Genomic DNA, 26,051 nt, shown 5'->3' on the forward strand with positions numbered 1-26,051 from the left:
GCTCACGCGGTGTGCTGGAGCAGGTCGTCGATGGAGCCGATGGCCTGGTTGGACATCTCCCTGATGCCGAGCAGCCGCTGCTCGACGTACTCGTCGGGCTCGGCGTCGGTGCCGGGGATGTCGAGGCTTCCGAGCGGCGCCGCCTGAATGGGGACCTCGTGCAGGCCGTAGGGGTGCCGGCGGGGCCGGACTGTGTCGGTGTCTCGGGTGTCACGGATGGTTCTGGCGGGCAGGTGCGGGGGGGTTCGCATGACGGGAGCTCTCCTACCGGATTCGGGTGGGGTTTTCCGGGCGACCGCTCGCCGTTGAGCGGATCTGGGTCAGCGTGCGCCTTCCGTGTGGTCGAGGTGGTCGGCCACCGGAGTGACGGCCGCGGGGATCGCCCGCGACACGCCGTGGTTGATGACGCTCGCGGCGATACGGCGCTCCGCCAGCCCCATGTGGGGACGGCCGGCGGTGCCGCCGGTGCTCGGCCGGGCGCCGGCCGAGCCTCGGATCATGGAGCTGGCGTGCACCCATCGGCGCGACTCTGCCAGCACGTCGCGCTGGGCGCGCGACAGGTCGGAGTGGCGGGCGTACTGCTCGCAGACGGCCCGCGCCAGCACCCGCGCCATGACGAGGTGCTCCGCGCAGGCGGCCGCGACCTTCGCCTCCAGTCCGATGACCTGGGCGAGGAGCAGCTGCAGGTGGGGCAGACCCGAGCTGCGCTCGAACCCGTCGAGCTCGGCCAGCCGCTCGGGCCAGCGCAGCCGCCGCTCGATCGAGGCGCGCACGGCGATGACGACCTCGGTGGCGGGCTGGTCCGGGCGCCGCCCTTCCAGTTGCACGGCCCGCTGCGCGGTCGATTCGAAGTCGGTCAGCCGGCGCAGCCCGCTCTGGAGCAGGCGTATGCGGTTGTGCAGGCAGGCGGCGCTCCAGCCCAGGACCAGCAGGCGGTCGGCGTCGGCCTCGCAGTGCCAGCCGACGAGCGCGACCTCGCGGGCCATGCGGTGGTAGAGCACCCAGGACTCCTGCGCGGCCACCGGCACCGGGGTGTCGATCCACACCTGCAGTCCGCCCGGGGGTACTTCGTCTACGCCGACGTCCACGTCGGCGGGCGCCACCCTGGCGCAGATCCGTTGAACCACCCGCTGCTGGGCGGCTGTCTCCGGCGCCAGGGGCACCGGGCCTGGCAGCACTCGCTCTGGGGCCACTCTCGCCCTCGGCTCGATGCTCATCTGGGGCCACCTCCCGACCCACGACGTAAATTGACACTTAATAGTGCCGTCCCGATCGTCGTCAGAGAGGGGTTTTCTGTCAACTGGTACTTAACGAATCCAGTATGGATCTCTCGCCGCCCGATCGGCGGCAGCTGTGAACCCGCGACTTCCCGCAGGTGAATACGGTGTTACGGAGCGTGGATCATCTAGAGTCCGAACGGTTCGGCAAATGCGGAAAACAGGACGGGGAGCGAGCCGGTGTGGGTGCCAAGATCCGTGGTCGTGGCCTTGTCGGTGGCCGCGGGACTGCCCGCTCCGCCGGACCCGCCGCAGGCAGCGGCCGATTACTGCCAGCTACCGGATCACTCCCAGCCGTCCATCCCGGGCGAGGCTTACCTGATCGATACTGCTTCCTCACTAGATTGGATTCATCCCAATCCGCCGCCCGTCGACCGGGAGCCGACGGAGTCCGAACGGCTCGAGTTCGCGGGCTTCCCGAACGTCTCGGTCCTCGACGTCGTGGGCCCCGGCGGGGCGCCCCGGCAGAAGGTGATCACCACCTTCACCGCGAACGTGGACCAGATCGTCACCCTCACCAACTCGGCCGCGATCTCCGGCGACGGCGGGCGGACGTTCGGCCCGGCGAGCCTGACGCCGCTGCGCGAGGCCCCCGTCCAGCTGCTCGACGGCCGGTACTTCGCCACCGAGTACTACCTGCGCAACACCGGCCCGCACTCCGCGACGCTGGGCGTGCTCACCACGTCGTCGCCGGAGGACGGGGAGAGCTGGGTGCGCTCGGAGGCGACGCTGACCACGCCCGGCGACCTGATGCCCGGCGGGGCCACGCACGGGCTGCCGGTTCAGCTCGCCGACGGCACGATCCTGTTCTCGGCCTACGCCGAGTACCGGGAGACGGGGACGTACCAGGCCGAGCTGTACGCCAGCCGGGACGGCGGCCGCACGTTCGAGCGGCGCGGCGTGATCGGAGGTCCGGCAGAGGGGCCGTCCGGGAGGCTCGTCTACAACGAGGCGAGCATCGCGCAGACGATGGACGGCAGCCTGCTGGCGGTGCTGCGCCGCGACGGCGCCCGGTTCTCCACGCTGCACCAGAGCCGCTCCACCGACGGCGGGTTCACCTGGTCGCCGGTGCGCCCGCTGCGCTTCGCGGGCCAGGACTGCGTGGTCCGCGGCGTGGCGCCACGGCTGCTGCTGACCCCGGGCGGCATCCTCGTGCTCAGCGCCGGGCGCCCGGACAACTGGATGGCCGTCTCCCCCGACGGGCTCGGCGAGGAGTGGCTGGAGCCGCGGGTGACCTACCACAACCGCGACGGCATCTGGCCCGTGCACGGCTCGTCCGGCTACACCGGGATCGCGGCCCTCGGCCCGCACCGGCTGATCCAGGTGGTCGACAACTGCAAGCTGCCCGGCGTGCGCCCCGACGGCCTGCTGGACGAGACCGCCTGCCCGGCGCACGGCCGCTTCGAGAACCACGGCTGGTACGCGATCAAGCGGCAGCTGTTCACGATCAACCCGCCCGGCCCTGGCCTGCTCGACCTGGCCGAGATGCGCCGGGACGGCCGGTTGGGCGTCGAGACCACCATGCGCTGGAGCGGCCGGCCCAGGAGCCGCCCCGGCGCGGCCTTCGACGGCAGCACCGGCTACTGGTCGAGCGCCGTCGCCAAGGGCCCCGGCCGGTACGTGCTGCACCTGGACCGGCAGTACGCGCTGACCAGGATCGGCCTCAGTCTGCGCCCGGGCCACCCGGCCGGGGCGCGCGTGTACGTCTCCAAGGACGGCCGCTCCTGGGGCGAGCCCGTCGTCACGATCAAGGACCGGACGGACTACGCGATGCGGTACGAGGAGATCGACCGCACGGGCCGGCACGTCAAGATCGTCACGGAGCCGACCTCCGACTGCGGGCCGGAGCTCGGCCGGACGTGCAGCATGCTCAACGAGGTCGAGCTCTACTCGCCGTGAGGCGTGGGCGACCCGGGCGTCGTCATTCCCGGCGTCACCCCCGGTGTCGTCCCCGGTGTCGTCCCCGTGGGCGTCCCGATGGACGATTCGGTGGGCGTCTGCGTCTCCTGGCCGCTCCCGGGCTGCCGTAGCGCGGTCAGGTGCGCCACCAGCGACGGCTCCGCCATCTTGGCCAGCGCCACCACCGTCGGCGAGGTCCCGTGGGAGATCTCGACCTTCGTGGCCGCCAGCGCGTCCTGGTGCTCGTTGATCATGGCGGCCGTGAAGTCCTGGTCGAAGTCGTTGGGCGGCGAGTTCTGCAGCTCGGCCAGCATGGCGCGCTGGTCGGCGCTCGGGGACATGGGCAGCTCGATGTGGAGCCGCGTGGCCGCGCCGGTCACCTTCGTGTCGAGCTTGGTGTGGTCCACGACGAGCATCTTGCCGATCGCCTTGATCCGCGGCGTTCTGCCCTTGCCCGCCCCGAGCTGCCCCGCCCGGACGCCGGCCAGGTTGCTCTCGTGGATGGCCCGCATCCAGGCCTTGTCCTGCTCGGACGGCTGCGTGTCGGTACGCGGCGCCAGGCCCGCGGTGTCCGTCGACACGTCGGCACAGCCCCCGAGGGCGACCAGGGCTGCGGCTGCCAGCAACAGAGTGCGCATGGGCATTTCCTATGACATAGTGGCACGAATCAACTACAGAACGTCATCACCCCTTCCCTCAATCTCCGGCATTCCACCTGGGCAGGCGCCCGCGGTCAGCCGAAGTCGACCACCAGCGTCGTGTGGCGCTTCGGGATGACCGTCGACCGCCCGTCACCGGGGGCGGACCCCGGATAGGCGTGGATGCGCAGGTCGCCCGACTCCGGGCGGCCCGCCGCGACCCATGCCCGCACGTGCCCGGCCAGGTCGGCCGCCAGCGCGGCCCCGCCGGGCCCGTGGCCCTGGGCCGCGAGGCCGGGGCCGGTGGGCGCCCGGCCGCGGGCCACGTGCGCGCCCTCCCCGGCGAGCAGCGCGATGGCGTCGCCGTCGACGAGGCCGACGCTCATCCCGAACCCCCGCCCCAGCCTGCCGGTCAGCAGGCAGCAGCGGGGGTCGTGCAGGGCCAGCCACATCGTGACGCCCGGCCCGTACGGCGTCTCGCCCCCGCCGACGACGACCTCGTCGGGCTCGGTGTCGAGCGCGCCCAGCACGTCGCCGATCTCGCGCCGCTCGGGCAGGCCCAGCATGAGCTCGGGATCCCGGCGCAGCACCACGACCGCCTCGGGCCCGGCGAACGCCCCGCGCATCCGCATGAACCCGCACGGCGCCACGGACCGGCTGGCCCAGTGGTCACCGGCGCGTTCGAGGGCCACGGACACCTGCACGCCCCGCAGGTCGAGCGGCGCCACCAGCCGCCCGCCCGCGCCCAGCTGCTCCAGCCACGCCGGGGCCAGGTCCCACACGCCGACGGTGGCGATCACGCGGTCGTACGGGGCCCGCTCCGCGTACCCCTGGGCGCCGTCCGCGCACACCGCCTCCACCCGCGTCGCACCGGCGGCGGACAGGTGCCGCCCGGCCCCCGCGACGATGTCCTCGTCGATGTCCATGCTCACCACGTGCCCGGTGGGCCCGGCGAGGTGGGCCAGCAGGGCCGCGTTGTAGCCGGTGCCCGCGCCGATCTCCAGCACCCGGTGCCCCGGCTCGACGCCGAGCTGGTCGAGCATGGTGGCCATGATCGCGGGTTGCGAGGACGAGCTGATCGGCCGTCCCGCGTCGTCACGTTTGGTGACGATGGGCTCGTCGCGGTAGGCGTCCTCGGGATCGACGCCGGGCAGGAAAAGGTGGCGCGGCACCGCGAGCAGCGCGGCGGCCACGGAGTCGCTGATGTCCTGGCGTTCCCGCAGGTGCGCCACCATGGCCTGCCTCTGCTCCGCGAAGTCCATGGCCCCCATTCTCCACAGGGAGCTCCAGGAATTCCGGGTAAAGAAACAGTCAAGAAGGGTTGAGCCGCCGAGTTGAGGGAAGGGCAGGCAACTCCTGAACGTCGACCGTGAGGAGGAGCCGTAGTGCTCACCCTGACAGCCAACGCAGCCCAGGCGATCCGCGATCTGACCGCGTCTGCGCCCGAGCCTGCCCAGAGCGGGATCCGTATCTCGTCTCAGGGAGAGGGCGCGAGTTCGCTCACCCTGACGCTGGCCACCGCGCCGGAGCCGGCCGATGCGGTCGTCGAGGCCGAGGGGGCGCGCGTCTACCTCGACCCCGTGGCCGCGACCGTATTGGAGGACAAGTCTCTGGACGCCGGAGCCGACGACCAGGGCAGCGTGTCGTTCCTGGTCAAGGACCAGACGGCGTGACGCGGGCGCCCGCCGTGCCGCACCGGCACGGCGGGCGCGCCCGTCACCCGTCGCTGAGAAGCTTGTGGAGGTAGCGCAACTGCTCCTCCGACTGGAAGCCGCCGCCGCCCTCGTGGCCGTTCCAGGGCCACACGGAGATCTCCTTCGGGCCCTGCCAGTGGTTGTAGGCGGCGAACACCGTGGACGGCGGGCAGATGTCGTCCATCAGCGCCACGGAGTAGAGCGCGGGCACCCGGCCGCGCGCGGCGAAGTTGAGCCCGTCGAAGTACGACAGCGTGCGGAAGACCTGGTCGGCGCTGTCCCTGCGGGTCGAGAGGAACCGCACCAGCTCCTGGTACGGGTCCTTCCCCGTGATCTCGACGGCCCGCCGGAAATAGGTCAGGAACGGCACGTCGATCAGCGCCGCCTTGACCGACGGGTGGAGCGCGGCCGTGGCCTGCGCGATGCCGCCGCCCTGGCTGCCGCCCGAGACGACGATCCGGTTCGCGTCCACGGCCGGGTGCTCGGCGGCCGCGTCCACGGCCCTGACGGCGTCGGTGAAGACGCGCCGGTAGTAGTAGTCGTCCGGGTCGAGGATGCCGCGCGTCATCATGCCCGGCGCCTGCGGCGACGCGCTGCCGTGCGGGTCGCCGGTGGCGCCGGGGCTGCCGGCGTTCGCGCCGCCGTGGCCGCGGGTCTCCGTCACGAACACCGCGTATCCGGCGCTGGGCCAGAACAGGTGATCCTTGGGGAACCCGCGCCCGCCGCTGTAGCCGATGTAGTGCATCACGCACGGCACCGGGCCCTCCACACCGCGCGGCACCAGGAACCAGCCGTTGATCCGGTGCCCGCCCCAGCCCGCGAAGGAGACGTCGAACACGTCGACGGTGGCGAGGGGCAGGTCGTACGGGACGTACTCGGCACTCAGGTCGAACTCTCTGGCCTCGGCCAGGGTGCGTGACCAGAACGCGTCGAAGTCGGCGGGCTCGTCGCGTTCGGGGAGGTAGCTGCGGAGTTGTTCAAGCGGCAGGTCGAACAGTGGCACGGAAGCTCCAGCCTGTAGAAGGATGCTGATATTTCACAGCATTCGGACGGAAAGCGCTATCCCGCCCCCTGGCCGGAACCCCCATCTCCCTGACCGAAACCCATGGCGTGCACTAGCGTCCCCTTGTGGCTTCTTTCGCCAGGCTTGCCGGGCGGGCGGTGGCGGGCGCCGGGGTGCTGGCCCTGTCGCCGGTCCTCGGGCTGGCCGCGCTGGCCGGGACCGCGATGGTGGGCGCGGAGCCCACCGCGTTCGCGGTGACGGGGCTGGCGGTCTTCGCGTCGGTGTTCTTCCTGGGGCTGCTGCTGTGCGTGCCCCGGCCGAGGGCGGCCTGGGGGCGCTGGTTGCGGGCCGTGGTGATCCTCGGGGTGGCGGCGGCCGTCGTGTGGCCGGTCAGCGTCGCCACGCTGCGCCCGCTCCGGCCGCCCGCTCCCCCGGCGCCGGTGGCCGGGCAGCGGGAGTGGCGGCTGCCGACGGGCTCGGCGCTGGCGTACGTGCGGTTCGCGCCCAAGCGGGTCACGCGCCCCGACCCCGTGGTGTTCCTGCACGGCGGGCCCGGCGTGGCCGACCTGGCGGCCTCCGCGGCCTTCTACAGGAAGCTGACGGCCGACGGCTACCAGGTGTACGTCTACGACCAGCTCGGAGCCGGGCGCTCGGCGCGGCTGCGGGACCCGGGCGAGTACGGGCTGACGCGCGACGTGGAGGACCTGGAGGCCATCAGGCAGACCGTGGGCGCCGGCCGGCTGATCCTGGTCGCCCATGACTACGGCGCCCAGCTGGCGACCGCCTACCTGGCCGCGCACCCGGACCGGGTGGCCAAGGCCGTCCTGGCGGCGCCCACCGGGCTGCCTCCCGGGCGGAAGGCGGACAGGGAGGTCGAGCCGGCGGCGGTGTTCGGGCGGGACGGTTCGCCGGATCCGCGCCTGCTCGCCGTCTCCACGCTGCTGCGGGTGGACCCGCGGGCGGCGCACGACTTCGCGGGCGACCAGGAGCTGGACGCCTACCTCGGCCTCGTCCGGCAGGGGGCGCCGCACCCGTGCCCGGCCACCGCCGCGTCCACCGCCGCGTCCGGCACAGCGACCGGCGGGTACGTCGGCCTGACCGGGCGGACGGCGCCCGGCTCCCTCCCGCTGAGCCTGTCCGAGGTGACGGTCCCCGTGCTGATCGTCAAGAGCCGGTGCGACGAGCAGGGCTGGACGTCGGCCATGGACTACCGGCGGGCGCTGCCCTCGGCCACGCTCGCCTACCTCGGCGACGACCCTGCCGAGGACGACGCCCCCAAAGACGACGCCCCCAAGAACGGCTCCGGCGAGGACGGCGCCGACGGGGACGCCTACGCGAGCGAGGCGTACCTCGGGCTCCTGCGGGCGTTCCTGGCCGGCCGCCCGGTGCGGGCGTACGAGGGCGAGCGCCCGCCGTCCGGCTACCGCGGCCCCGGCTGACGGCCGCGCACCAGGCGCGCGGCCGTCAGCCGGGGGGTCCCGCCGGGGTCAGCGCGAGGCCGGGCGCCGCGCGGGGCCGCAGCCGCCGGCCTTGGTGCCCGCGACCTTCCACTCCGCCCCGGGGAACGGGCTCATGAAGTGGGTCAGCAGGTCCACCGCGTAGTCCGGCACCTGGTCCCCCGGATCCAGCAGCGAGACCATCTGGGGCCCGTCGGCGCCGCGCAACGTGATCGAGCTGGACCCGTCCCCGGCCGCGAAGCCGGGCTTGGCGTCCACCGTCACGCACGCCAGGCTGATCCCCGCCGCCTTGATCTCCTGCTTGGCCCCGATCCGCCGCATCCGCTGGTCGTAGCGGCGCAGCGCGAGCGAGTCGGTCGGGGCCAGCCGCACCGAGTCGTGGAAGAGGTCGTTGCCGACCTCCCTGCTCAGCCGGACGTCCAGGGAGACCTCGGGCCGCAGGTCCACGCCCTTGGCGGCCAGCTTGAGCTGACCGTAGTCGCCCTCGAAGCCGGGCGCGACGTACCCGAGCGCCGGGGACGCCTTCAGGCCGAACGGGATCTTGCCCGGCCGGATGCGCAGCCACGACACGCGCTGCGCCCGCAGCGACAGGTCCTTGATCGAGCTCGCCCCCAGCCCGAACTTCCCGCCGACGTTGTAGGTGAGGAAGCCCGTCGTGTACGGGACCTCCTTGCTCACCGAGATCAGCTGCGGCGCGACGGGGTCCATCCGCAGCCCCGCGTGCAGCGACAGGCCGCCCGTGGGGACGGGGCGGGAGACGAGGTCGAGCGACTGGTCGGGGTTCATGCGGATGGTGGTGTCGGCGGCCAGGTCCTTGACCTCGAACGACAGGTCCCCGAGCCTGCCCTGCGGGTCCACCAGCCCGCCCTCCACGCCGAGGTGGCCGTCGAGGGTGCTGACGTTCGACTTGTACGTGAGCGCCGGCACGCTCAGCCCGGCGGCCGAGGCGTCGGCGTCCACCCCGAACACGGCCGGCACGTCCGCGAAGCGCAGCTCGCCGGTGCCCTTCCCGGCCAGGGTGACCTTGGCGTCCAGGCGTTTGACGGCCGCGGAGTTGTTCACGCGGATGCGGGTCTTGGCGCCGTACGTGCCCTGGACGGACACCGAGGCCGGCACGGGGTCGATCGACACCTGCCCGCGCAGGTCCCCTGCCTCGGCCCGCACGTCGAGCGTGCCGAGCGTGACGGCCGGCTCGATGCGGTACGCGGCCTGCACGGCGTTGCCCGGCGAGACGCCGAACGGCCCCAGCGACAGGCTGGTGATCTTGGAGGGCAGCCCGGTCAGGGTGGCCCTGGCCTTGACGGGCACCGGTGACAGCACGCTGCTGGCCAGATAGACGCCGAGGCTCTTGCGCCGCGGGCTGAACCCCGAGAACGCGAACGTCTTGCCCATCATGTCCACGCTCACCTGGTCCGGCAGCCCGGTCACGTCCAGGTATCCCTGAAGGCCGTAGCAGCCGCGATCCGGCGTGCAGAACGCCCCCTGGGAGCAGCCCGCGGATCCGGCCGCGCAGCCGCCGTCCACCAGGGACACGCCGCCGGGCACGGCCGGCGCGGCCCGCATGCGGTCGAGCGCCCCGGTCTTGCCCAGCCAGGCGCGGGCGCGCACGTCCAGGCGCGAACCGGCGTACGTGAGCTTGCCGCCCTCGGAGGTGACGGACAGGCGGCCGGGCACGGGCCCGAGGGTGCCGATCAGGCCGAAGCGGGCGTCACCCCGCGTGACGTCGGCGTCCACGGCCAGCGTCTGCCTGGCCGAGCGGAAGTCCGCACTGAACCCCTGCGCGGCTGTGCCTTCCAAGGGGCTGAACCCGACCTGCTCCAGCCCCTTGACCAGCACGCTGCCGTCCAGGTCGCCGGTGGCCTGGCTGTAGTGCGCCGACAGGTGCGGCCCGGTGGGAGCCGTGGCGCCGTCGTGGTTGGTGAACGCCAGCTCCGCCGACCCGACCGGCCCGGACAGGCCGCGGAAGCGGTACGCCGCCGGGTCCCACGAGGCGTCGAATCGGGCCGGCACGCCGCTCACCTCGGCGGCGGCCCTGGCGTACCGGTCGCCGAGCTTGACCCTGGCCAGCGCCGACACCTTGGCCACCGGGGCGTCCGCGGTCCAGGTGAGATTCCTGGCGGCCGTGTCGGCGACCAGCTCGACGCTCTTGCGCACGCCCTCGACGGTCGCCTCCAGGTCCTCCCCGGACGGAGAGGTCACGTGCGCTTTATTGGCATAAATCCTGATCTGGTCAATCTTCGAGGACGTGGCGACCTTGACGGTCGAGCGCTCGCCCAGCTCCCACGACGCCTTGACGTCGTCGCGCACGCCCAGGACGGTGCCGTCGATGGTGGGGCCCGTCTTCAGGTTCGCGTAGGCGGCGCGGAAGGTGCGGATCTCGCCGCTGGCCTGGTATTCGGCCTTCCTGCCCGCGGGGTCGAGGGTGACGTCGACGGTGGAGGGCGTGTTCGAGACCTCCAGGCGGGCCACGTGGGTGTCGTCGATGCTGGCCGCGCCCACGAACGACCGCCCGCTGGAGTCCAGCTCCAGGTGGGCGTGCGGCACGGGCCCGTACGTGACGTCGAACCCGGACAGCCCCGTCAGCAGCCCCGACACCCCCAGCGCGGCACCCTTCTTGATCATGGTGACGTGGCCGCCGCGCGGGCTGGAGACGGCGCCCTCGTTGCGCTGGAGCACCACGGCGAACCGGCCGATCGGCGAGCTGGTCGTGTGCGTGACGCGGTGCTCGGCCAGGTCGTTGACCAGGCGCACCTTGGCCGGCAGGGCGCTCAGCTCGGTCTTGAGCACGGTCTTGTCGGCGGCCCGGTCGAAGAAGAGCAGGGAGGCCGCGCCGGCCCGGCCCCGGCCGGACTCGACGGTCAGGATCTGCTTGCCGCCCGCGGTCGCGTACTTGGCGGTCAGGGTCGGCGGCACCTTCCTGAGCTGGGCGCTCAGCACCCTGGCCAGCTTGCCGTCACGGTAGGTGAAGCTGTTCAGCCGGGCGCGGGCGATCGAGGACGGGCTGGTGAAGCGGACCTCGCCGTTCGACAGCCGCACCGTGGCGCGGGCGGGCATGCGGTCGAGCACGGCCTGGGTGAACTGGCGGCCGGTCACCGCCAGCGCCTCCAGCTTGGCGGGCGCGGAGGCGTCGACGTCCAGGGAGGGCGAGTCGAGCGCGGCGGTCACGGTGAGCTTGCGGGTGGCGGGCGTCTGGCGCAGGCTCACCACGCTGCGGCCGGTCAGCCCGGCGACCAGGGCCGCGGACCTGCCCGGATCGGTACGCTTCACGCTGGCCTTGATCTGCTTGCCCGCCAGGTCGACGCTGAAGGTCCCCCAGTCGAAGGCCGACAGCGACGCGCCGTGCCGCAGGCCGTCGAACCCGACCGACACCTTGCCGTCGTACTCGGCCCAGACCAGCGCCTTGACGCTCTCCTGCGACAGCCGTTTGACCGCGAACCCCAGCCCGGCCGCCCCCTCCACGGGGTTGGCCGTGGGCACGAGGTCGCCGGCCAGGTCGGGCTTGCCGTCGCCGGTGACGTCGGCGACGGCCGGCGTGGCGACCGGCTGCGAGATCGAGCAGGAGACCGGCACGGCCTCGCTCTGAACGCAGAGCCGGTACGTCAGCCCCGGAACGGCCTTGCCCAGCCCGTCGAACGCCTTGAGGATCGGCGCCAGCGGCTTGATCAGCGTCAGCGGCTCGGCGTCCGCCGTATCGGGCAGCACGCTCCGGACGTCGGGCGCCTGCCTGCCGAAGCCCTGCTCCTCCTGGACGGAGGCGGCCTCGGAAGTGACCTCGTCGATGAGGCGCGGCCCGGCAGGTGTGGTCACCTCGGGCTCGTCGGGCCCCACCCGCCCGGTGCCCGCGGGCCTGACTGCCAGCGAGGGCCGGGTGGGCACGCTGACCGCGGCGGCCGGCGGCTCCTCCACGGCGGGCACGGGCTGCACCCTCACCTGGGCGTGGGCCCGCGTCTGGGCCTGCGTCTGGGCCTGGGCAGGCGGTGGCAGGACCACCAGGACTGTGGCGCTTGCGATGGACGTCGAAGCGAGCACGCGCAGAAGGGCGTGCGGCATGAAACGTTCTCCCCCGGACCGGTCTAATTCATCCCATCAGAAACATAGGTCACGATGCGACCACATCTCCTCACAGGTAGTCAAACCCGCCCGGACATGGGACCCCAATTTTCAGGAGCGATACGGGTGCACGGTCGGCCACCACCCTGGGACGCGGGCCCGGTACCGCTCGTAGTCGGCCCCGAACCTCCTGCGCAGGTTCGGCTCCTCATAGAGGCGGACGAACGTGTAGGTGACGGCGGCCACGACGGCGGCGTAGCCGAGCAGCCAGGGATCGCCGAAGATCATGGCCTGCCCGATGACGGCGGCCAGGAGCGCGACGTACATGGGGTTGCGCACGTACCGGTAGAGCCCGCCGACGACCAGCCGGTCGGGCGGCGCGACGGGGATGGGCGTCCCGAGCCCCTCCACCACGAACCTGACGAACGCGCTGACCACGACGGCCAGCCCCGCGAGCGCGAGGATCGCGCCGAGCGCCTTGAGCGGGATCATGACCGGGTCCGGGAACGGGTCGCGCATGCGCCAGCCGCCGATCCAGTACGGGACCAGGACGGCGAAGGTGCCGGGGGCGGCGACGAAGAAGGCGGAGCTGACGATGGCCGCGGGTGTCCTGCGCATAGGACGGCTCCTTAATTCACTACTAGATGATTTTAAGAAGCGGGCGAATCACCGTCAACCGGTTGAGTCTCCCTTCAGGGGAGACGGAAAGGTGGAGGCATGGCGCTCTACTCCATCGGCGACCTGGCCCGGCGCACCGGGCTGACGGTCAAGGCCATCCGGTTCTACTCCGATCGGGGGATCGTGCCGCCTGCCGACCGGAGCCCGGCCGGGTACCGCCTTTACGACCTCGACGCCGTCGCACGCCTGGAGCTCATCCGGACGCTGCGCGACCTGGGAGTGGACCTGCCCACGATCCGGCGGGTCGTGGACCGCGAGGTCTCGCTCCCCGAGGTCGCCGCCGCGCACGCCGAAGCCCTGGCCGTGCAGATCCGCACGCTCCGGCTGCGGCGCGCGGTGCTCACGGCGGTGGCCAGGCGCGGCTCCAGCCCCAAGGAAATGGATCTCATGCACAAACTGGCAAGACTCTCCGAGGACGAACGCCGCCGCCTCGTCGACGGTTTCCTGGAGGCCGCCTTCGACGGCCTGGACACGGTTCCCGGGTTCGCGGGGATCATGAGCTCGATGACGCCCGAACTGCCCGACGATCCCTCGCCCGAGCAGGTGGAGGCGTGGGTGGAGCTGGCCGAGCTCGCGCAGGACCCGGACTTCCGGGCCGCCGTCCGGCGCACGGCCGCCGGGCTCGCGGCCGAGCGAGCCGGCACCGGGGACGCGCCCCCGCGCCCCGACGCCGTCGTGCTGGCCCGCGACCACGCCCGCCCGGCCCTCGCGGCGGGCCTCGCCCCCGCCTCCTCCGAGGCCGGCGCCGCCGTCGCGGCGGTGGTGGCCGCGTACGCCCGCGACCGCGGCCTCCCGGACGGCCCCGATCTGCGGCGGCGGCTGCTGGCCCGGCTGGAGGAGGCGAACGACCCGCGCAGGGAGCGCTACCTCGAACTGCTGGCGGTGATCAACGGCTGGCCCGCCCCGGAGCCGCTGGCCCCCGCCCTCGGCTGGTTCACCGAGGCCCTGCGCGCCCGCCTGGGCTGAGGCCCCCGAGGTATCCAGTACGGTTTCACCGTGGCTCCATCCGCCAGCCAGCAGCCGTCGCGCCGCCGCGCCTGGGGCAGCCTCAGCCAGGCGCGGATCGTCGCCGTGGCCCTGGAGATCGCCCGCACGGAGGGCATGGAGGCGCTGACCGTCCGCCGCCTGGCGGCCGACCTCGGCGCCTCCCGGATGGCCCTCTACCGCCACGTCGCCGACAAGGACGCCCTCGTCGACCTGGTCATGAACGCCATCGCCGAGCACGACCTGGTCCCGCCCGGCATCGACGAGGGCCCGTGGCCGCACCGGCTGCGCCTGCTGGCCGCCGCCATGCGCCGGCAGCTGGCTGCGTACCCGGGCATGGTGGACGTGCTGATGACCCGCGCCAACCACGGCCCCGGCGCGCTCCACCTGGTCGAGACGATCCTGGCGATCCTCGCCGACGCCGGGCTCGACGAGCGGCAGGCGGCCCGGCACTACATGATCTTCATCGACCTCGTCCTGGGCAGGCTTCACCGCGAGCTGCACGGCGATCCCGTGGCCGCACACCGCACCGCGAGCCTGCTCGCCCTGGCCGAGCGGACCGGCGAGCACCCCAGGCTGCGCGCCGCCGAGCCCCACCTGCGCGCCGTCTCGCCCGAGGAGCTCTTCGAGGCCGAGCTGGACATGCTCGTCGAGGCCATCAGGGCGGCCGCTCCGTAAGGGCGCCGGTCAGACGGTCCCGGCGGGCTCGACCAGCGCGTCGGGCCCCGGGAACATGAGCTGCTCGTGCCCGTCCTCGAATCGCACGAGGAACGGCGGCGCGCCGTTCTCGCCCTTGATCTCGATGATCTCTCCTCGCCTGTCTCCGTGGCCGACGACGTTGCCGTGGACGATCAGGTGGTCACCGACGTTCGCGCGCATGACAAGTTCCTCTCAGCTGGTCTGCAGCAACTTTGAGGTTCCTTCCCACATTGCACCCGGAAAGCCGCACCACCAAGCTTGCGGACGCATGTCCACAAGACTTAGGGTTCCCTAACTATGACGGAACACAAGATGGTGGTGGGCGCGTTGCTGGTCGCGGCGCTGACCGCGAGCCTCGCGCAGACGATCGTGATCGCGGTGCTGCCCGTGCTCGGGCCCGCGCTCGGCGCCTCGGCCACGGCGGCGACGTGGGTGCTCACGGCGTTCATGCTGTCCAGTGCGGTGGCCACGCCCATCGCGGGGCGGCTGGGCGACATGTTCGGCCACCGCCGCGTCCTGCTCGCCTGCCTGGGGTGCTTCGCCCTCGGCACGCTGGTGTGCGCGCCGGCCGAAAGCCTCGGCTGGATGGTGCTGGGGCGGGCGCTCCAGGGGGTGGCGGGCGGCGTGTTCCCGCTGGCCTTCGGGATCGTGCGGGCCTCGGTGCCGCCCGGCCGGGTGCCCGGCGTCGTCGCGCTGCTCAGCGCCATGTTCGGGATCGGCGGGTCGGCGGGCATGGTGGTCGCGGGTCCGGTGGCCGACGCGGCGGGCACGCGGTGGCTGTTCTGGGGCACCCTGGTGCTCGCGGCGGCGGCGCTGGCCGCGTGCGCCGCGCTCCCGCCCGCCCGTCGCGCGGCCCTGGCCGGGCGCGTGGATCTGGCGGGGGCCGTGCTGCTGTCCGGGGCGCTGGTGGCGCTGCTGCTGGCCATCAGCCAGGGCAGGGCCTGGGGCTGGGGTTCGGCGGCGGTCGTCGGGCTGTTCGCGGCGGCCGCGCTGCTGCTGGCCGCCTTCGCCCGCGTCCAGCTCCGCTCCCCCGACCCGCTGGTGGACCTGCGGCTCATGGGCCGGCGCGCGCTCGTCACCACGAACCTGGCCACGCTCGTCGTCGGGGCCGCCATGTTCGGCGTCATCACGCTCATCCCCCGCTTCGTGCAGACACCGCCGTCCGCCGGGTACGGGTTCGGCGCGTCGGTCGCGCAGGCCGGGCTGGTCATGCTGCCGATGGCGCTGATCATGCTGGTGGCCACGCCGCTGGCGCCGCTGCTGGGGCGGCGGTTCGGGTCGCGGCTGCCGCTCCAGGCCGGGGCTGCCTGCGCCGCCGTGTCGTTCCTGCTGCTGGCGGCCGTCCACGACCGCCTGTGGCACTTCCACGCCGCCGGGCTCGTCGTCGGCATCGGCTACGGGCTGGCGTTCGCCTCCATCGGCAACCTCGTCGTCGAGGCCGTCGAGCCGCACCGGACCGGGGTGGCCACCGGCGTCAACACCATCGTGCGCACCGTGGGCGGCGCGGTCGGCGCCCAGATCGCCGCCGCGCTGCTGGCCGCCGGCACGCCGGACTCCGGCCCGGTGCCGGCCGAGTCCGGCTACACCACGGCGTTCGCGGCGTTCGCCGTCCTCGCGGTCGCCGCGGTCGCCGTCGCCTCCGCCATCCCGCGCCGCAGTAGCGTCGGTGTGTGAAGATGATCGTCTTTGACGCGATGGGCGTGCTGTACCGGTACGGGAACGTCCAGGGGCGGGTGCTCATCCCGTACCTGCGGGGCCAGGGCTGCACGGCGCCGGAGGAGGAGATCCGGTCGGCGTACCGGTCGGTGACGCTCGGGCGCGTGACCACGGACGAGTTCTGGACGGCGCTCGGCCTGGACCCGCGCGACGAGCACTACTGCCGGGAACACGCGCTCACGGACGGCGCCCGCGAGGCCCTCGACGAGCTGGCGGGCGACGGGTTCGAGCCGGCCTGCCTGAGCAACGACGCGGCGGCGTGGTCGGCGCTCCTGCGCCGCCGCTTCGGCCTGGACCTGCGCATCCGGCGCTGGTTCATCAGCTCGGACCTCGGGGCCCGCAAACCCGACCCGGCGCCCTACGCGGCGGTCCTCGACGGGCTGGGCGTGCCCCCCGGGGAGGTGCTGTTCGTCGACGACCGGCCGGCGAACCTGGCCCCGGCACGCGCGCTGGGCATGCGCACCCTGCTGTTCCGCAGCGACGACACCGGTGTCGCGCCGGATCCTGGGGCCGAGCCCTGCGTCGGGAGCATGCCGGAGCTGGTCGCCGCCGTGCGCTCCCTCTAGGACAGGAGGCCGTCCAGGGCGGCCAGGTCGTCGGGGGTGAGCTCGACGGCGGCCGCGTCCAGGTTCTCCTCCAGGTGGGCGAGCGACCCGGTGCCCGGCGTGGGCAGGATGACGGGCGAGTGGTGCAGGAGCCACGCCAGCGCCACCTGGCCGGCGGTCGCCCGGTGCCGCCGCGCCACCTCCGGCAGGCCGGCACGGGCCAGCGAGCCGTTGCCCAGCGGGAACCACGGCAGGAACGCCAGCCCGCGCTCCTCGCACGCCCGCAGCACCGGCGCGGACTCGCGGTCCAGCAGGTTGAAGCGGTTCTGCACGGAGGCGATCTCCGCGATCTCCAGCGCCCGCTCCAGCTCCTCCACGGTGACCGTGTCGAGGCCGATGTGCCGGATCTTGCCCTCCCGCCGCAGCTCGGCGAGCGTCCCGAGCTGGTCGGCCAGCGGCACCTCCGGGTCGATCCGGTGGAGCTGGTAGAGGTCGATGGTGTCGGTCCCGAGCCGGCGCAGGCTCGCCTCGCACATGGCGCGCAGCCGCTCGGGCCGTCCGGCGACGTGCCAGACGTTGGGGCCCGTACGGACGACGCCGCCCTTGGTCGCGATCATCAGATCGTCCGGGTACGGGCGCAGCGCCCGCGCCACCAGCTCCTCGGCGAGGCCGGGCCCGTAGTTGTCGGCCGTGTCGACGAGCATCACCCCGCGGTCCACGGCACGGCGCAGGATGGCGGCCGCCTGGTCCGGGTCGAGGCGCGGCCCCCAGTAGCCGGGCCCGGTGAGCATGCCGGTGCCGTACCCGAGCCGCCTGACCCGCAGCTCGCCCGCGAGGTCGAAGCTCTGACTGATCACTGTGGCCCCTCTCAGTAGCTGTGGCTCGCCGTGACGTCGGCGGAGGCCGACACGGCCCGCTCGGCCGCGCCGCCGCGCAGCCCGAGCACGATCATGGACAGCGTGTCGACGATGGTGAGGTGGGCCAGGCGGCTGGCGACCGCCTCCATGCCGAAGACGAGGTCCTGCCCGCCGCCGACGAGCACCCACGTGCTCTCCTCGGCCAGCGGCGAGCTGGCGTAGCTGGTGATCGCCACGACCCGGGCCCCGGCGGCGCGGGCGCGGCGGGCGGTGTCGACGGTGGAGCGGGTGGCCCCGCTGTGGCTGATCGCCAGGCAGACCGACGGCTCCGGCAGCAGCTCGGCGGCCAGGTGCGCGGTGAGCGGGTCGGGCGGCAGGTCCACCGGCAGGCCGAGGGCCCGCAGCCGGTAGGCGGCGTCGAGGGCGACCGCCCCCGACAGGCCGGTGGCGGCGACCAGCACCCGGGCGGCCCCGTTGAGGGCCTCGGCGGCGGCGCTCAGACCGTCGCGCGACAGCGTGGCGCCCAGCCCGCCGAGCGCGTCCCGGGCCGCCCGCACGGTCGCGGCCAGCGGGTCGCTCTCGTCCTGGGGCTCGGGACCCGGCATCTCGCGGGCGGAGGCGATCTTCACCTCCTGGTAGCCGCCGAACCCGAGCCGCCGGCACGCCCGCACGACGGTGGACGCCGACGTGCCGGCCAGCCGCGCCACGTCGCTCACGCTCAGGTGGACGAGCCCGGCGCCCTGGTCGAGCACCACCTGCGCGACCCGCGCCTCGGCGTCGTACAGCCCGGAGAGCCTGGCCCGCACGGCCGCCGCGAGGGAATTTTGTTCCATGGGCGAAGATTACCAGAGAACGAAATTCCGTCTTGATGCCGCCGAGGCGCGGGCCCGGCCGCGCGAGCTGCCGGAAAACCTGTCGAGAGGGCGCCCACCGGCTGGCTAGCGTTTGCCGGTGCACACCTACCTGGAGACCGAGCGGCTGCTCCTGCGCCGCTTCACCGAGTCCGACGCCGACCACCTGTTCGCCCTCCACAACGACCCCGAGGTCATGGAGTTCCTCAACGGCGGCAGGCCCACGCCGCGCGAGGAGATCGTCGGGGAGACGCTGCCCGCGTTCATCGCGTCCGGTTTCTTCGCGGCCCTCGACAAGCCGTCCGGGGCGTTCCTCGGCTGGTTCCACCTGCGCGCGCCCAAGGGTTCGCCGGACGACGAGCCGGAGCTGGGCTACCGGCTGCACAGGTCGGCCTGGGGCAGGGGATACGCGACCGAGGGCTCGCGCGCGCTGATCGACAAGGCGTTCCGGGAGCTGGGCGCGCGCCGGGTCTTCGCCCACACGATGGCGGTCAACGTGCGCTCGCGGCGGGTCATGGAGAAGTGCGGGCTGCGGTTCGCCCGCACGTTCCACCTCGACTGGGAGGACCCGCTCCCCGGGGCCGAGCAGGGCGAGGTGGAGTACGAGCTGCTGCGCGCCGAATGGGAGACGCGCTGACGCGCTGACCCCGACCTGGTGCACTGGTCGGACCAGTCGCTAGGGTGCCTCGTATGGGATATGACGCGCTGTTCCGCCTGGATGGGCGGCGGGCCGTGGTGATCGGGGCAGGGAGCGGGATCGGCCGGGAGGCGGCACTGGCGCTGGCCGCTCACGGGGCCTCCGTGGTGTGCGCCGACCGCGATCTGGCCTCGGCCGAGCAGACCGCCGCCGCGTGCGGCGGCGACGCCCGGCTGCTCGACGTGCTGGACGCCGCCGAGGTCAACCGGGCCGCCGGGGAGGAGCCGGCCGACGTGCTGGTGTTCACGGCCGCCACGAACGTGCGCAAGCGGCTGCTCGACTACTCCGGCGAGGAGTTCGACCGGGTGGTGGGGCTGAACCTGCGGGCCTCGTTCGACGTCGTGCGGGCCTTCGGGGCGGGCATGGTCGAGCGGGGGCGCGGGTCGATCATCGGGTTCGCGTCGATCCGCGCGTCGGTGACCGAGCCGGGGCAGAGCGTCTACTCGGCCACGAAGGCGGGCCTGGTGCAGCTGCTGCGGACGGCGGCGGCCGAGTTCGGGCCGCACGGTGTGCGGGTCAACGCCATCGCGCCCGGCGTCGTGGAGACGCCGCTGACCAGGCAGATCAAGGACAACCCCGACTGGTACGCCGCGTACGCGAACAAGAGCGCGCTCGGCCGGTGGGCGACGGCGCAGGAGATGGCCGGCGCGGTGGTCTACCTGGCCGGCGACGCGGCCAGCTTCGTGACCGGCTCCGTCCTGTACGTGGACGGCGGCTGGACGGCCGTGGACGGCCGCTTCGACCCTCCCAACTAGGCCGCCCAACCAGGCGACCGGGTCCCGCGGCCCGGTCGCCACGACCGGCTAGGCGGGCCGGATGATCGCCATCCTGGTCACGGTCAGCTCCTCGATGGCGAAGCGGGGCCCCTCGCGCCCGATGCCGGAGTCCTTCACGCCGCCGTACGGCATGTTGTCCGCCCTGAACCCCGGCACCTCGTTGACCACCACTCCCCCGGCCTCGATCCGCTCGATGGCCGCGAACGCCGTGGCCAGCGACCGGGTGAACACCGAGGCGTGCAGGCCGTACCTGGACTCGTTGACGGCGGCGAAGGCGGCGTCGAGGTCGGGCACCGAGCGCACGCTCACCACCGGCCCGAAGATCTCCTCGTCCCAGGCGGCGGCCCCGTCGCCGACGCCCGCGAGCACGGTCGGCGCGATGGCCCGGCCGTCGCGGTGCCCGCCCGTGACCGGCTCGACCCCCGACTCCGCGATCCACTCCAGCACGCGGTCGGTGGCGGCCTCGTCGATGAGCGGGGCGACGCGGGTCTCCGGCAGGCGGGGGTCGCCGACCGTGACGTCCTTGACGCGCTCGGCCAGCAGGGACACGAACCGCTCCCGTACGGGCTCCTCGACCAGCACCCGCTGGACGGAGATGCATGCCTGGCCGGAGGCGTAGTAGCCGCCGCGCACGACCGCGTCGGCGGCGGCCTCCAGGTCGGCGTCGGCCGCCACCACGAGCGCCGCGTTCGACCCCAGCTCCAGCAGGACCTTCGTGGGGGCGGCGTTGCGGGCGATGGCGTGCCCGGCGGCGGCCGAGCCGGTGAAGGAGACCGCGCCGATGCGCCGGTCCTCCACCAGCGTCCTGCCGACCTCGACGTCACCGGTGACGAGCTGCACGGCGGCCGGGGGGAGCGCGTTCGCCGAACGGATGAGGTGCACCAGCCAGAGGGTGGCCAGCGGGGTCGCGGGCGCGGGCTTGACGATCACCGGGCAGCCCGCGGCCAGCGCCGGGGCGATCTTGTGGGCGGCGAGGAGCAGCGGGTAGTTGAAGCCGGTGATCCCGACGACCACGCCGATCGGGCGGCGCGTCCAGAACCCGATCAGCCCCTCCCCCGAGGGCAGCAGGTCGAGCGGCACGGTCTCGCCGTGCAGCCTGGCGACCTCCTCGGCGGCCGTGGCCAGCGTGACGAGCGTCCTGGCGACCTCGACCCTGCAGTCGACCAGGGGCTTGCCGGTCTCGAGGACGAGCAGGCGCTCGAACTCCTCCCGGTCGGCCGCCAGCGCGTCGTGGGCCTTCATGAGGGCGGCGCGGCGGGCGTGCGACGGCAGCGCCGCCATGGCGGGCGCCACGGCCAGGGCCGCGTCCACGGCCCGCCGGGCCAGGCCCGCGTCGCCTCTCGGGGCCGCGGCCACGAGGGAGCCGTCGTACGGGAAGGTGACGTCGTCGGTCTCCGCCGTCTCCACCCATCCGTCGCCGATGGGCAGGCCGGACGGCCATGCGGTGTCGATGCTCATGACTGCTTCCGTTGGGCGCTGGGGAACACGTCGAGATAGGCGGGCGCGTCCTCGTGGCCGGTGGCGGCCAGCACGGCGTGCGCGATGGCGCGGCTGAACACGTCGGCCCCCGCCGCGAGGATCTCCTGCAGGGTGTCATGGTCGGGCTCGGGGCCTTCGCAGGTGGCCAGGCCGAAGATCGTGTCGCCGTCGGTCATGGTGTGGGCCGGCCTGATCGCCCTGGCCAGGCCGTCGTGGGCGACCGCGGCCAGCTTTCCGCACTGGGCCTTGGTGAGGGTGAGGTCGGTGGCCACGACGCCGATGGTGGTGTTGAAGGAGGGGGCGTTCTCCGGGTGCCAGGCGTCGATCTCCCCCTGGAGCGGGGGCTGGAGGTGGTCGAACTCGCCCGGCAGGCCGTACCTCGCGCCGGCGAGGGTGCCGTCGCGGGGATCGAGGACCGAGCCCACGGGGTTGGCGACGACGAGGGCCGCCACGGTGGCGCCGCCGGGCAGCACGGCACTCGCCGTCCCCACCCCTCCGGCCAGCCCACCGGCCCTGGCCCCGGTCCCGGCCCCGAGCGACCCGCTCCCCGCCGACCCGCCACGCGCGCCAGTCCCTTGGACGGAGGCGCCGGTGGACGGGAGCGCACCGTCAAGCGAGCCCGTCCCGCCTCTGGGCCAAGGGACCCCCGCCGTCGACGGCGCGGAAGTATCCGCGGCGGCGTCGTAGGCGGCCGTGCCGAGGGCGGCGTCCGGGACGGCTCGGAACGTGCCGCCGCGCCCCAGGTCGAAGATGACCGCCGCCGGCACGATGGGCACCACCCCGCCGGCCACCGGGTACCCGATGCCCGCGTCCGCCAGCCGCTCCATCACCCCGCAGGCCGCCGACAGCCCGTACGCGCTCCCCCCGGTCAGCACCACGGCGTGCACGCGCGACACCAGGTTCCGCGGGTCCAGCAGCTCGGTCTCGCGCGTCCCGGGAGCGGCGCCCCGTACGTCCACCCCCGCCACGGCTCCCGAAGGCGGGGCCAGGACCACGGTGGTGCCCGTACGGTAGCCGCCGCCGACCCGCTGGGCGTGGCCGACCCGGAGCCCGGCCACGTCCGCCAGCGAGTTGGAGGGTCCAGGGCGCATCAGAAGTCCCCGCTGAGGAAGCGCCGGGCCGCCTCGGCGAAGACGCGGGTGCACTGGACGATCTCGGCGACCTCCACGAACTCGTCCGCCTGGTGCGCGATCCACTTCCCGCCGGGCCCGTACACCACGGAGGGGACGCCGCCCCAGTGCGTCAGCACGGTCCCGTCCGTGGACCCGGGCACCCCGCCGTAGACGGGCTCCGCGCCGGTGACGGAACGGTGGGCGGCGGCCAGCGCGGCCACCACCGGGTCCGACACGGGCACGTCCACCGGCGGCCGGTCCACCAGCACCGCCACCTCCGCGGCGATCCCGTCGTAGGAGGCGAGCGCGGCCACCCGGTCGGCGATCAGCTTGTGCTCGACCCCGGGGATCGTCCGCACGTCCACGAACACCGACGCGCCGGCCGGGATCACGTTCACCTGTTCCTCGGAGCCGGCCCGCAGCACGGTCGGCGTCACGTACACCTCGCCGAGGTGCTCGTGCGCCGGATGCCGCCCCTGCAGCTCCTCCTGCAGCGACTGCAGCCCCACCAGCAGCGAGCCCACGGCCGGGAGCGGGTTGCGGCCGTGCTGCGGCATGGCGCCGTGCGCCATCTTGCCGGTGAAGTCCACCCGCAGCCGCAGGGCGCCCTTGGCCACCGCGCAGATCTCGCCCGCCTCCGGCTCGGCCACGATCGCGCCGTCCACGTCGGCGGTCAGCCCCTCGGACACGAAGTGGTGCGCGCCGATCATGAGACCTTCCTCGTCGGCCAGCGCGCACACCTTGATCCGCCCGGGGAACGGTCCAGCCAGCTGCAGGGCCCGGGTGGCGTAGAGGGTGGCGGCCAGGCCGGACTTCATGTCGGCGCTGCCCCGCCCCCACAGCCTCCCGTCGCGGATCTCCCCGCCGAACGGGTCCACGGTCCAGGTGGACAGGTCGCCCTCGGTCACCACGTCCGTGTGGCCCTCGAACATCAGCGTCGGCCCGGCGCCGCCGCCGCCCTCGACCACGGCCACCACGTTGGGCCGGTCGGGCTCCACCTCGTACACGGTGGGCTCCCAGCCCCACTCCCGCATCCTGGCGGCCACCAGCTCGGCGGCGGCCCGCTCGCGCCGCCCGGGGTCGTTGGTGCTGGGGATCCGCACCAGCGCCTGGGTGAACTCCACCACTCCGTCGGCGTCGACGTCGATCAAAACAATCCCTCCAGAGTCGGTACGGCCTGCAGCAACGTACGCGTGTAGTCGTGGGCGGGCGCGGCCCAGACCTCGTCCACGGGCCCGCTCTCCACGATCTCCCCGCGGCTCATGACCGCGACCGTCTCGCACACGTGCCGCACCACGGACAGGTCGTGCGAGACGAACACGAGCGTGAGCCCCAGCTCGTCCACGAGGTCGGCCAGCAGGTTGAGTATCTGCCCGCGCACGGACACGTCCAGGGCGCTCACCGGCTCGTCGGCGACCAGCACCTTCGGCCGGGGCGCGAGCGCGCGGGCGATGGCGATGCGCTGCCGCTGCCCGCCGGAGAACTGGTGCGGGTACCGGTCGGCGGCCGAGGCGGGCAGCCCGACCTCCTCCAGCAGCTCGGCCACGCGGTCGCCGACCGGCAGGCCGAGCGCCACGAGCGGCTCGGCGACCAGGTCCCGGACGCGCATGCGCGGGTCGAGGGAGCTCATCGGGTCCTGGAAGACGATCTGCAGGTTCTCCCGGAGGAAGCGCAGCCGCCGCTCCGGCCTGCCGACGATCTCCTGCCCGTCGAACAGGATGGACCCGCCGGTCGGCTGGTCGAGCCCGCAGAGCAGGCGCAGCAGCGTCGACTTGCCGGAGCCGGACTCGCCGACGATGCCGTACCGCTCGCCCCGGCCCACGGTGAGCGACACGTCCTTGAGCGCGTGCACGACGGCGCCCGGCCTGGTGAGCGAGGTGCGGGGCCGGTGGTAGCGGCGGCTGAGGTCGCGGGCCTCAATCAGCGGGGTGCCAGCATGCGTGGGCATGGCCGTCTCCTGTCAGCGCCGGTACGGTCTCGCACTCGGGGGTGGCGTGCGGGCAGCGGTTGCGGAAGACGCAGCCGCCGGGGAACGTCCCGGCCGCCGGGACGCTGCCCTTGATGGTGGGCAGCCGGGTGCCGCGCGGGGTGAGCCTGGAGGCGGCCAGCAGGCCCTCGGTGTAGCGGTGGCGGGGCCGGGTGAACACCTCGCGGATGGGGCCGCTCTCGACGACGCGTCCCCCGTACATGACCAGGACCCGCTCGCAGACGGACGCCACGACGGCGAGGTCGTGGGTGATGAACAGCAGCGCGGGCGCGACCTCGGCGATCAGCTCCAGCATCTGCTTCTGGACGGTGACGTCCAGCGCCGTGGTGGGCTCGTCGCAGATGAGCAGGCCGGGCCCGTTGGCCAGGGCGATGGCGAGCATGACGCGCTGGCGCTGGCCGCCGGAGAGCTGGTGCGGGTACGCGCGGGCGATCTGCGCGGGCTCCGGCAGGCGGACGCGTTCGAGCAGGCCGAGCGCCTTCTCGCGGGCCTGTGGGCGGGGCGTGCCGTGCAGGGTCATGACCTCGGCGACCTGGGCGCCGATGCGCATGAGGGGGTTCAGGGCGGTCATGGGCTCCTGGAAGACCATGGAGACGTCCTGGCCGCGCAGCCGCTTCAGCCGGCTCTCGGGCACGCCGACCAGGTCGGTCCCGCCCATCGTGGCCGTGCCCGCGGCGGTGACGCCCTCGGGGAGCAGGCCCATGAGCGACAGCGCGGTCAGCGACTTGCCGGAGCCGGACTCGCCGATCAGCCCGACCCGCTCGCCGGGCGCGATGGAGAACGACACCTCGTGCACCAATTCGAGGGAATCGGCCCGTACGGTCAGCCCCTCAACCTTCAGCACGGACCCTCCTCAGCTTCGGGTCGAGGTAGTCGCGCAGGCCGTCGCCCAGGAGGTTGAAGCCGAGCACCGCGAGCGCGATAGCCAGGCCGGGCCACAGCGCCAGGCGCGGGGTCGAGAACAGCAGCTCCTGCGACTCCTGCAGCATCCGCCCCCACGACGGGGTGGGCGGGCGGGTGCCGAAGCCGAGGAACGACAGCGCCGCCTCGGCCAGGATCGCGATCGCGAACGACACCGACGCCTGCACGATGAGCATGGAACCGATGTTCGGCAGCACGTGCCGCATCGCGATGGCCGGACGGCGGCGCCCTGCGGCCCTGGCGGCCAGGATGTAGTCGGTCACCATGACCTGGAGCGTGGCGGCGCGGGCCACCCGGGCGAACGCGGGCACGGTGGCCACGCCGATCGCGATCATCGCGGTGAGCGTGCCCGGCCCGTAGACCGCGCCGAGCATGACGGCCAGCAGCAGCGCGGGGAACGCGAACACCAGGTCGTTGACCCGCATGATCAGCTCGGAGAGCCAGCCGCGCGGCGTCATCCCGGCGACCATGCCGAGCGGCGTGCCGATGACGGCGGCGATGCCGACGGCCACGATCCCGACGTAGAGGGTGGTCCGGGCGCCGACCATGAGCTGGCTGAAGGTGTCGCGGCCGAATTTGTCGGCCCCCAGCAGGTAGCCGCCGCCCGGCCGGCGCAGCTTGCGCGCGGCGTCCACGAGCGTCGGGTCGTGCGGCGTCCAGAAGAACGACAGCACCGCCGCCAGCACCACGAGCCCGACCAGCACGCCGCCGACCAGCAGGCCGGCGTTCAT

25 protein-coding genes are annotated in these 26,051 nt (G+C 73.5%); 9 read left to right on the plus strand and 16 right to left on the minus strand.

What is annotated here, in order from left to right; all coding sequences use genetic code 11:
• Positions 1-2: 2 nt before the first annotated feature.
• Positions 3-251, minus strand: coding sequence for a hypothetical protein (locus ACIBQ1_RS16270; protein WP_397278153.1), 249 nt, complete (start codon positions 249-251; stop codon positions 3-5).
• A 69-nt stretch (positions 252-320) separates the two neighbouring features.
• A complete protein-coding gene (locus ACIBQ1_RS16275; protein WP_397278155.1) occupies positions 321-1,217 on the minus strand; it encodes a hypothetical protein in 897 nt (298 codons plus the stop codon).
• A gap of 246 nt (positions 1,218-1,463) precedes the next feature.
• Here ACIBQ1_RS16275 and ACIBQ1_RS16280 point away from each other — a divergent pair, with 246 nt between their 5' ends.
• A complete protein-coding gene (locus tag ACIBQ1_RS16280) occupies positions 1,464-3,176 on the plus strand; it encodes an exo-alpha-sialidase (protein WP_397278157.1) in 1,713 nt (570 codons plus the stop codon).
• Here the strand turns inward: ACIBQ1_RS16280 and ACIBQ1_RS16285 are convergent.
• Both ACIBQ1_RS16285 and fxlM read right to left on the minus strand, forming a co-directional pair.
• A complete protein-coding gene (locus tag ACIBQ1_RS16285; protein ID WP_397278159.1) occupies positions 3,164-3,814 on the minus strand; it encodes a DUF4142 domain-containing protein in 651 nt (216 codons plus the stop codon). The two genes, ACIBQ1_RS16280 and ACIBQ1_RS16285, sit on opposite strands and share 13 nt — an antisense overlap.
• Positions 3,815-3,909: 95 nt before the next feature.
• Positions 3,910-5,076 (minus strand): methyltransferase, FxLD system, encoded by a 1,167-nt coding sequence (gene fxlM, locus ACIBQ1_RS16290; protein ID WP_397278161.1) that lies wholly within the window; start codon positions 5,074-5,076, stop codon positions 3,910-3,912.
• Between the two features lie 123 nt (positions 5,077-5,199).
• Between fxlM and ACIBQ1_RS16295 the strand changes: the two genes are divergently transcribed.
• The gene (locus ACIBQ1_RS16295; RefSeq protein WP_397278163.1) at positions 5,200-5,487 is read left to right on the plus strand and encodes a HesB/IscA family protein; all 288 of its coding nucleotides are present in this window, start codon (positions 5,200-5,202) and stop codon (positions 5,485-5,487) included.
• Positions 5,488-5,530: 43 nt separating this feature from the next.
• On the opposite strand, the gene ACIBQ1_RS16300 is transcribed toward ACIBQ1_RS16295, so the two are convergent.
• Positions 5,531-6,511: an acetylxylan esterase gene (locus tag ACIBQ1_RS16300; RefSeq protein WP_397278166.1), complete on the minus strand. Its 981-nt coding sequence runs from the start codon at positions 6,509-6,511 to the stop codon at positions 5,531-5,533.
• Between the two features lie 125 nt (positions 6,512-6,636).
• Between ACIBQ1_RS16300 and ACIBQ1_RS16305 the strand changes: the two genes are divergently transcribed.
• Complete coding sequence (locus ACIBQ1_RS16305; protein WP_397278168.1) at positions 6,637-7,950, plus strand: alpha/beta hydrolase; 1,314 nt, start codon at positions 6,637-6,639, stop codon at positions 7,948-7,950.
• Between the two features lie 48 nt (positions 7,951-7,998).
• On the opposite strand, the gene ACIBQ1_RS16310 is transcribed toward ACIBQ1_RS16305, so the two are convergent.
• Together ACIBQ1_RS16310 and ACIBQ1_RS16315 are read right to left on the minus strand one after the other, a co-directional pair.
• Positions 7,999-12,018, minus strand: coding sequence for a hypothetical protein (locus ACIBQ1_RS16310; protein ID WP_397278169.1), 4,020 nt, complete (start codon positions 12,016-12,018; stop codon positions 7,999-8,001).
• Positions 12,019-12,129: 111 nt separating this feature from the next.
• Positions 12,130-12,636 carry a methyltransferase family protein gene (locus ACIBQ1_RS16315; RefSeq protein WP_397278171.1) on the minus strand — a complete coding sequence of 169 codons (507 nt, stop codon included), beginning with the start codon at positions 12,634-12,636 and terminating at the stop codon, positions 12,130-12,132.
• Positions 12,637-12,735: 99 nt separating this feature from the next.
• Between ACIBQ1_RS16315 and ACIBQ1_RS16320 the strand changes: the two genes are divergently transcribed.
• Complete coding sequence (locus ACIBQ1_RS16320; RefSeq protein WP_397278173.1) at positions 12,736-13,662, plus strand: MerR family transcriptional regulator; 927 nt, start codon at positions 12,736-12,738, stop codon at positions 13,660-13,662.
• Between the two features lie 30 nt (positions 13,663-13,692).
• On the plus strand, positions 13,693-14,358 hold the full coding sequence (locus tag ACIBQ1_RS16325) for a TetR/AcrR family transcriptional regulator (protein WP_397278175.1): 666 nt from the start codon (positions 13,693-13,695) through the stop codon (positions 14,356-14,358).
• A gap of 9 nt (positions 14,359-14,367) precedes the next feature.
• Here the strand turns inward: ACIBQ1_RS16325 and ACIBQ1_RS16330 are convergent, their stop codons facing one another.
• Complete coding sequence (locus tag ACIBQ1_RS16330; protein WP_397278177.1) at positions 14,368-14,559, minus strand: DUF1918 domain-containing protein; 192 nt, start codon at positions 14,557-14,559, stop codon at positions 14,368-14,370.
• 117 nt (positions 14,560-14,676) lie between these two features.
• Here ACIBQ1_RS16330 and ACIBQ1_RS16335 point away from each other — a divergent pair, with 117 nt between their 5' ends.
• Together ACIBQ1_RS16335 and ACIBQ1_RS16340 are read left to right on the plus strand one after the other, a co-directional pair.
• Complete coding sequence (locus ACIBQ1_RS16335; protein WP_397278179.1) at positions 14,677-16,053, plus strand: MFS transporter; 1,377 nt, start codon at positions 14,677-14,679, stop codon at positions 16,051-16,053.
• Between the two features lie 2 nt (positions 16,054-16,055).
• A complete protein-coding gene (locus tag ACIBQ1_RS16340) occupies positions 16,056-16,661 on the plus strand; it encodes an HAD family hydrolase (RefSeq protein ID WP_397278435.1) in 606 nt (201 codons plus the stop codon).
• Here the strand turns inward: ACIBQ1_RS16340 and ACIBQ1_RS16345 are convergent.
• Together ACIBQ1_RS16345 and ACIBQ1_RS16350 are read right to left on the minus strand one after the other, a co-directional pair.
• Positions 16,658-17,497, minus strand: coding sequence for an aldo/keto reductase (locus ACIBQ1_RS16345; RefSeq protein ID WP_397278181.1), 840 nt, complete (start codon positions 17,495-17,497; stop codon positions 16,658-16,660). The two genes, ACIBQ1_RS16340 and ACIBQ1_RS16345, sit on opposite strands and share 4 nt — an antisense overlap.
• A gap of 11 nt (positions 17,498-17,508) precedes the next feature.
• The gene (locus ACIBQ1_RS16350; RefSeq protein ID WP_397278183.1) at positions 17,509-18,330 is read right to left on the minus strand and encodes a MurR/RpiR family transcriptional regulator; all 822 of its coding nucleotides are present in this window, start codon (positions 18,328-18,330) and stop codon (positions 17,509-17,511) included.
• 118 nt (positions 18,331-18,448) lie between these two features.
• On the opposite strand from ACIBQ1_RS16350, the gene ACIBQ1_RS16355 reads away from it, so the two are divergent.
• Together ACIBQ1_RS16355 and ACIBQ1_RS16360 are read left to right on the plus strand one after the other, a co-directional pair.
• Positions 18,449-18,985, plus strand: coding sequence for a GNAT family N-acetyltransferase (locus ACIBQ1_RS16355; RefSeq protein WP_397278185.1), 537 nt, complete (start codon positions 18,449-18,451; stop codon positions 18,983-18,985).
• A 53-nt stretch (positions 18,986-19,038) separates the two neighbouring features.
• Positions 19,039-19,800, plus strand: a complete 762-nt coding sequence (locus tag ACIBQ1_RS16360) for an SDR family NAD(P)-dependent oxidoreductase (RefSeq protein ID WP_397278187.1) — start codon at positions 19,039-19,041, stop codon at positions 19,798-19,800.
• 48 nt (positions 19,801-19,848) lie between these two features.
• On the opposite strand, the gene ACIBQ1_RS16365 is transcribed toward ACIBQ1_RS16360, so the two are convergent.
• Genes ACIBQ1_RS16365 through ACIBQ1_RS16390 form a run of 6 tightly spaced genes read right to left on the minus strand, consistent with a single transcriptional unit; the run spans position 19,849 to position 26,051 of the window.
• Entirely contained in the window at positions 19,849-21,279 is a 1,431-nt protein-coding gene (locus tag ACIBQ1_RS16365; RefSeq protein ID WP_397278189.1) for an aldehyde dehydrogenase family protein, read from the minus strand.
• Entirely contained in the window at positions 21,276-22,391 is a 1,116-nt protein-coding gene (locus ACIBQ1_RS16370; protein ID WP_397278191.1) for a P1 family peptidase, read from the minus strand. The genes ACIBQ1_RS16365 and ACIBQ1_RS16370 overlap by 4 nt, the downstream gene beginning before the upstream one ends.
• A complete protein-coding gene (locus ACIBQ1_RS16375) occupies positions 22,391-23,563 on the minus strand; it encodes a M20 family metallopeptidase (RefSeq protein WP_397278194.1) in 1,173 nt (390 codons plus the stop codon). Before ACIBQ1_RS16375 ends, ACIBQ1_RS16370 begins: the two co-directional genes overlap by 1 nt.
• Positions 23,560-24,360, minus strand: a complete 801-nt coding sequence (locus ACIBQ1_RS16380) for an ATP-binding cassette domain-containing protein (RefSeq protein ID WP_397278197.1) — start codon at positions 24,358-24,360, stop codon at positions 23,560-23,562. The genes ACIBQ1_RS16375 and ACIBQ1_RS16380 overlap by 4 nt, the downstream gene beginning before the upstream one ends.
• Positions 24,329-25,243 carry an ABC transporter ATP-binding protein gene (locus ACIBQ1_RS16385; RefSeq protein ID WP_397278199.1) on the minus strand — a complete coding sequence of 305 codons (915 nt, stop codon included), beginning with the start codon at positions 25,241-25,243 and terminating at the stop codon, positions 24,329-24,331. Before ACIBQ1_RS16385 ends, ACIBQ1_RS16380 begins: the two co-directional genes overlap by 32 nt.
• Positions 25,230-26,051, minus strand: a complete 822-nt coding sequence (locus ACIBQ1_RS16390; protein ID WP_397278201.1) for an ABC transporter permease — start codon at positions 26,049-26,051, stop codon at positions 25,230-25,232. The genes ACIBQ1_RS16385 and ACIBQ1_RS16390 overlap by 14 nt, the downstream gene beginning before the upstream one ends.

The sequence above is a fragment of the Nonomuraea sp. NPDC050153 genome (assembly GCF_044460125.1).
Taxonomy (GTDB): domain Bacteria; phylum Actinomycetota; class Actinomycetes; order Streptosporangiales; family Streptosporangiaceae; genus Nonomuraea.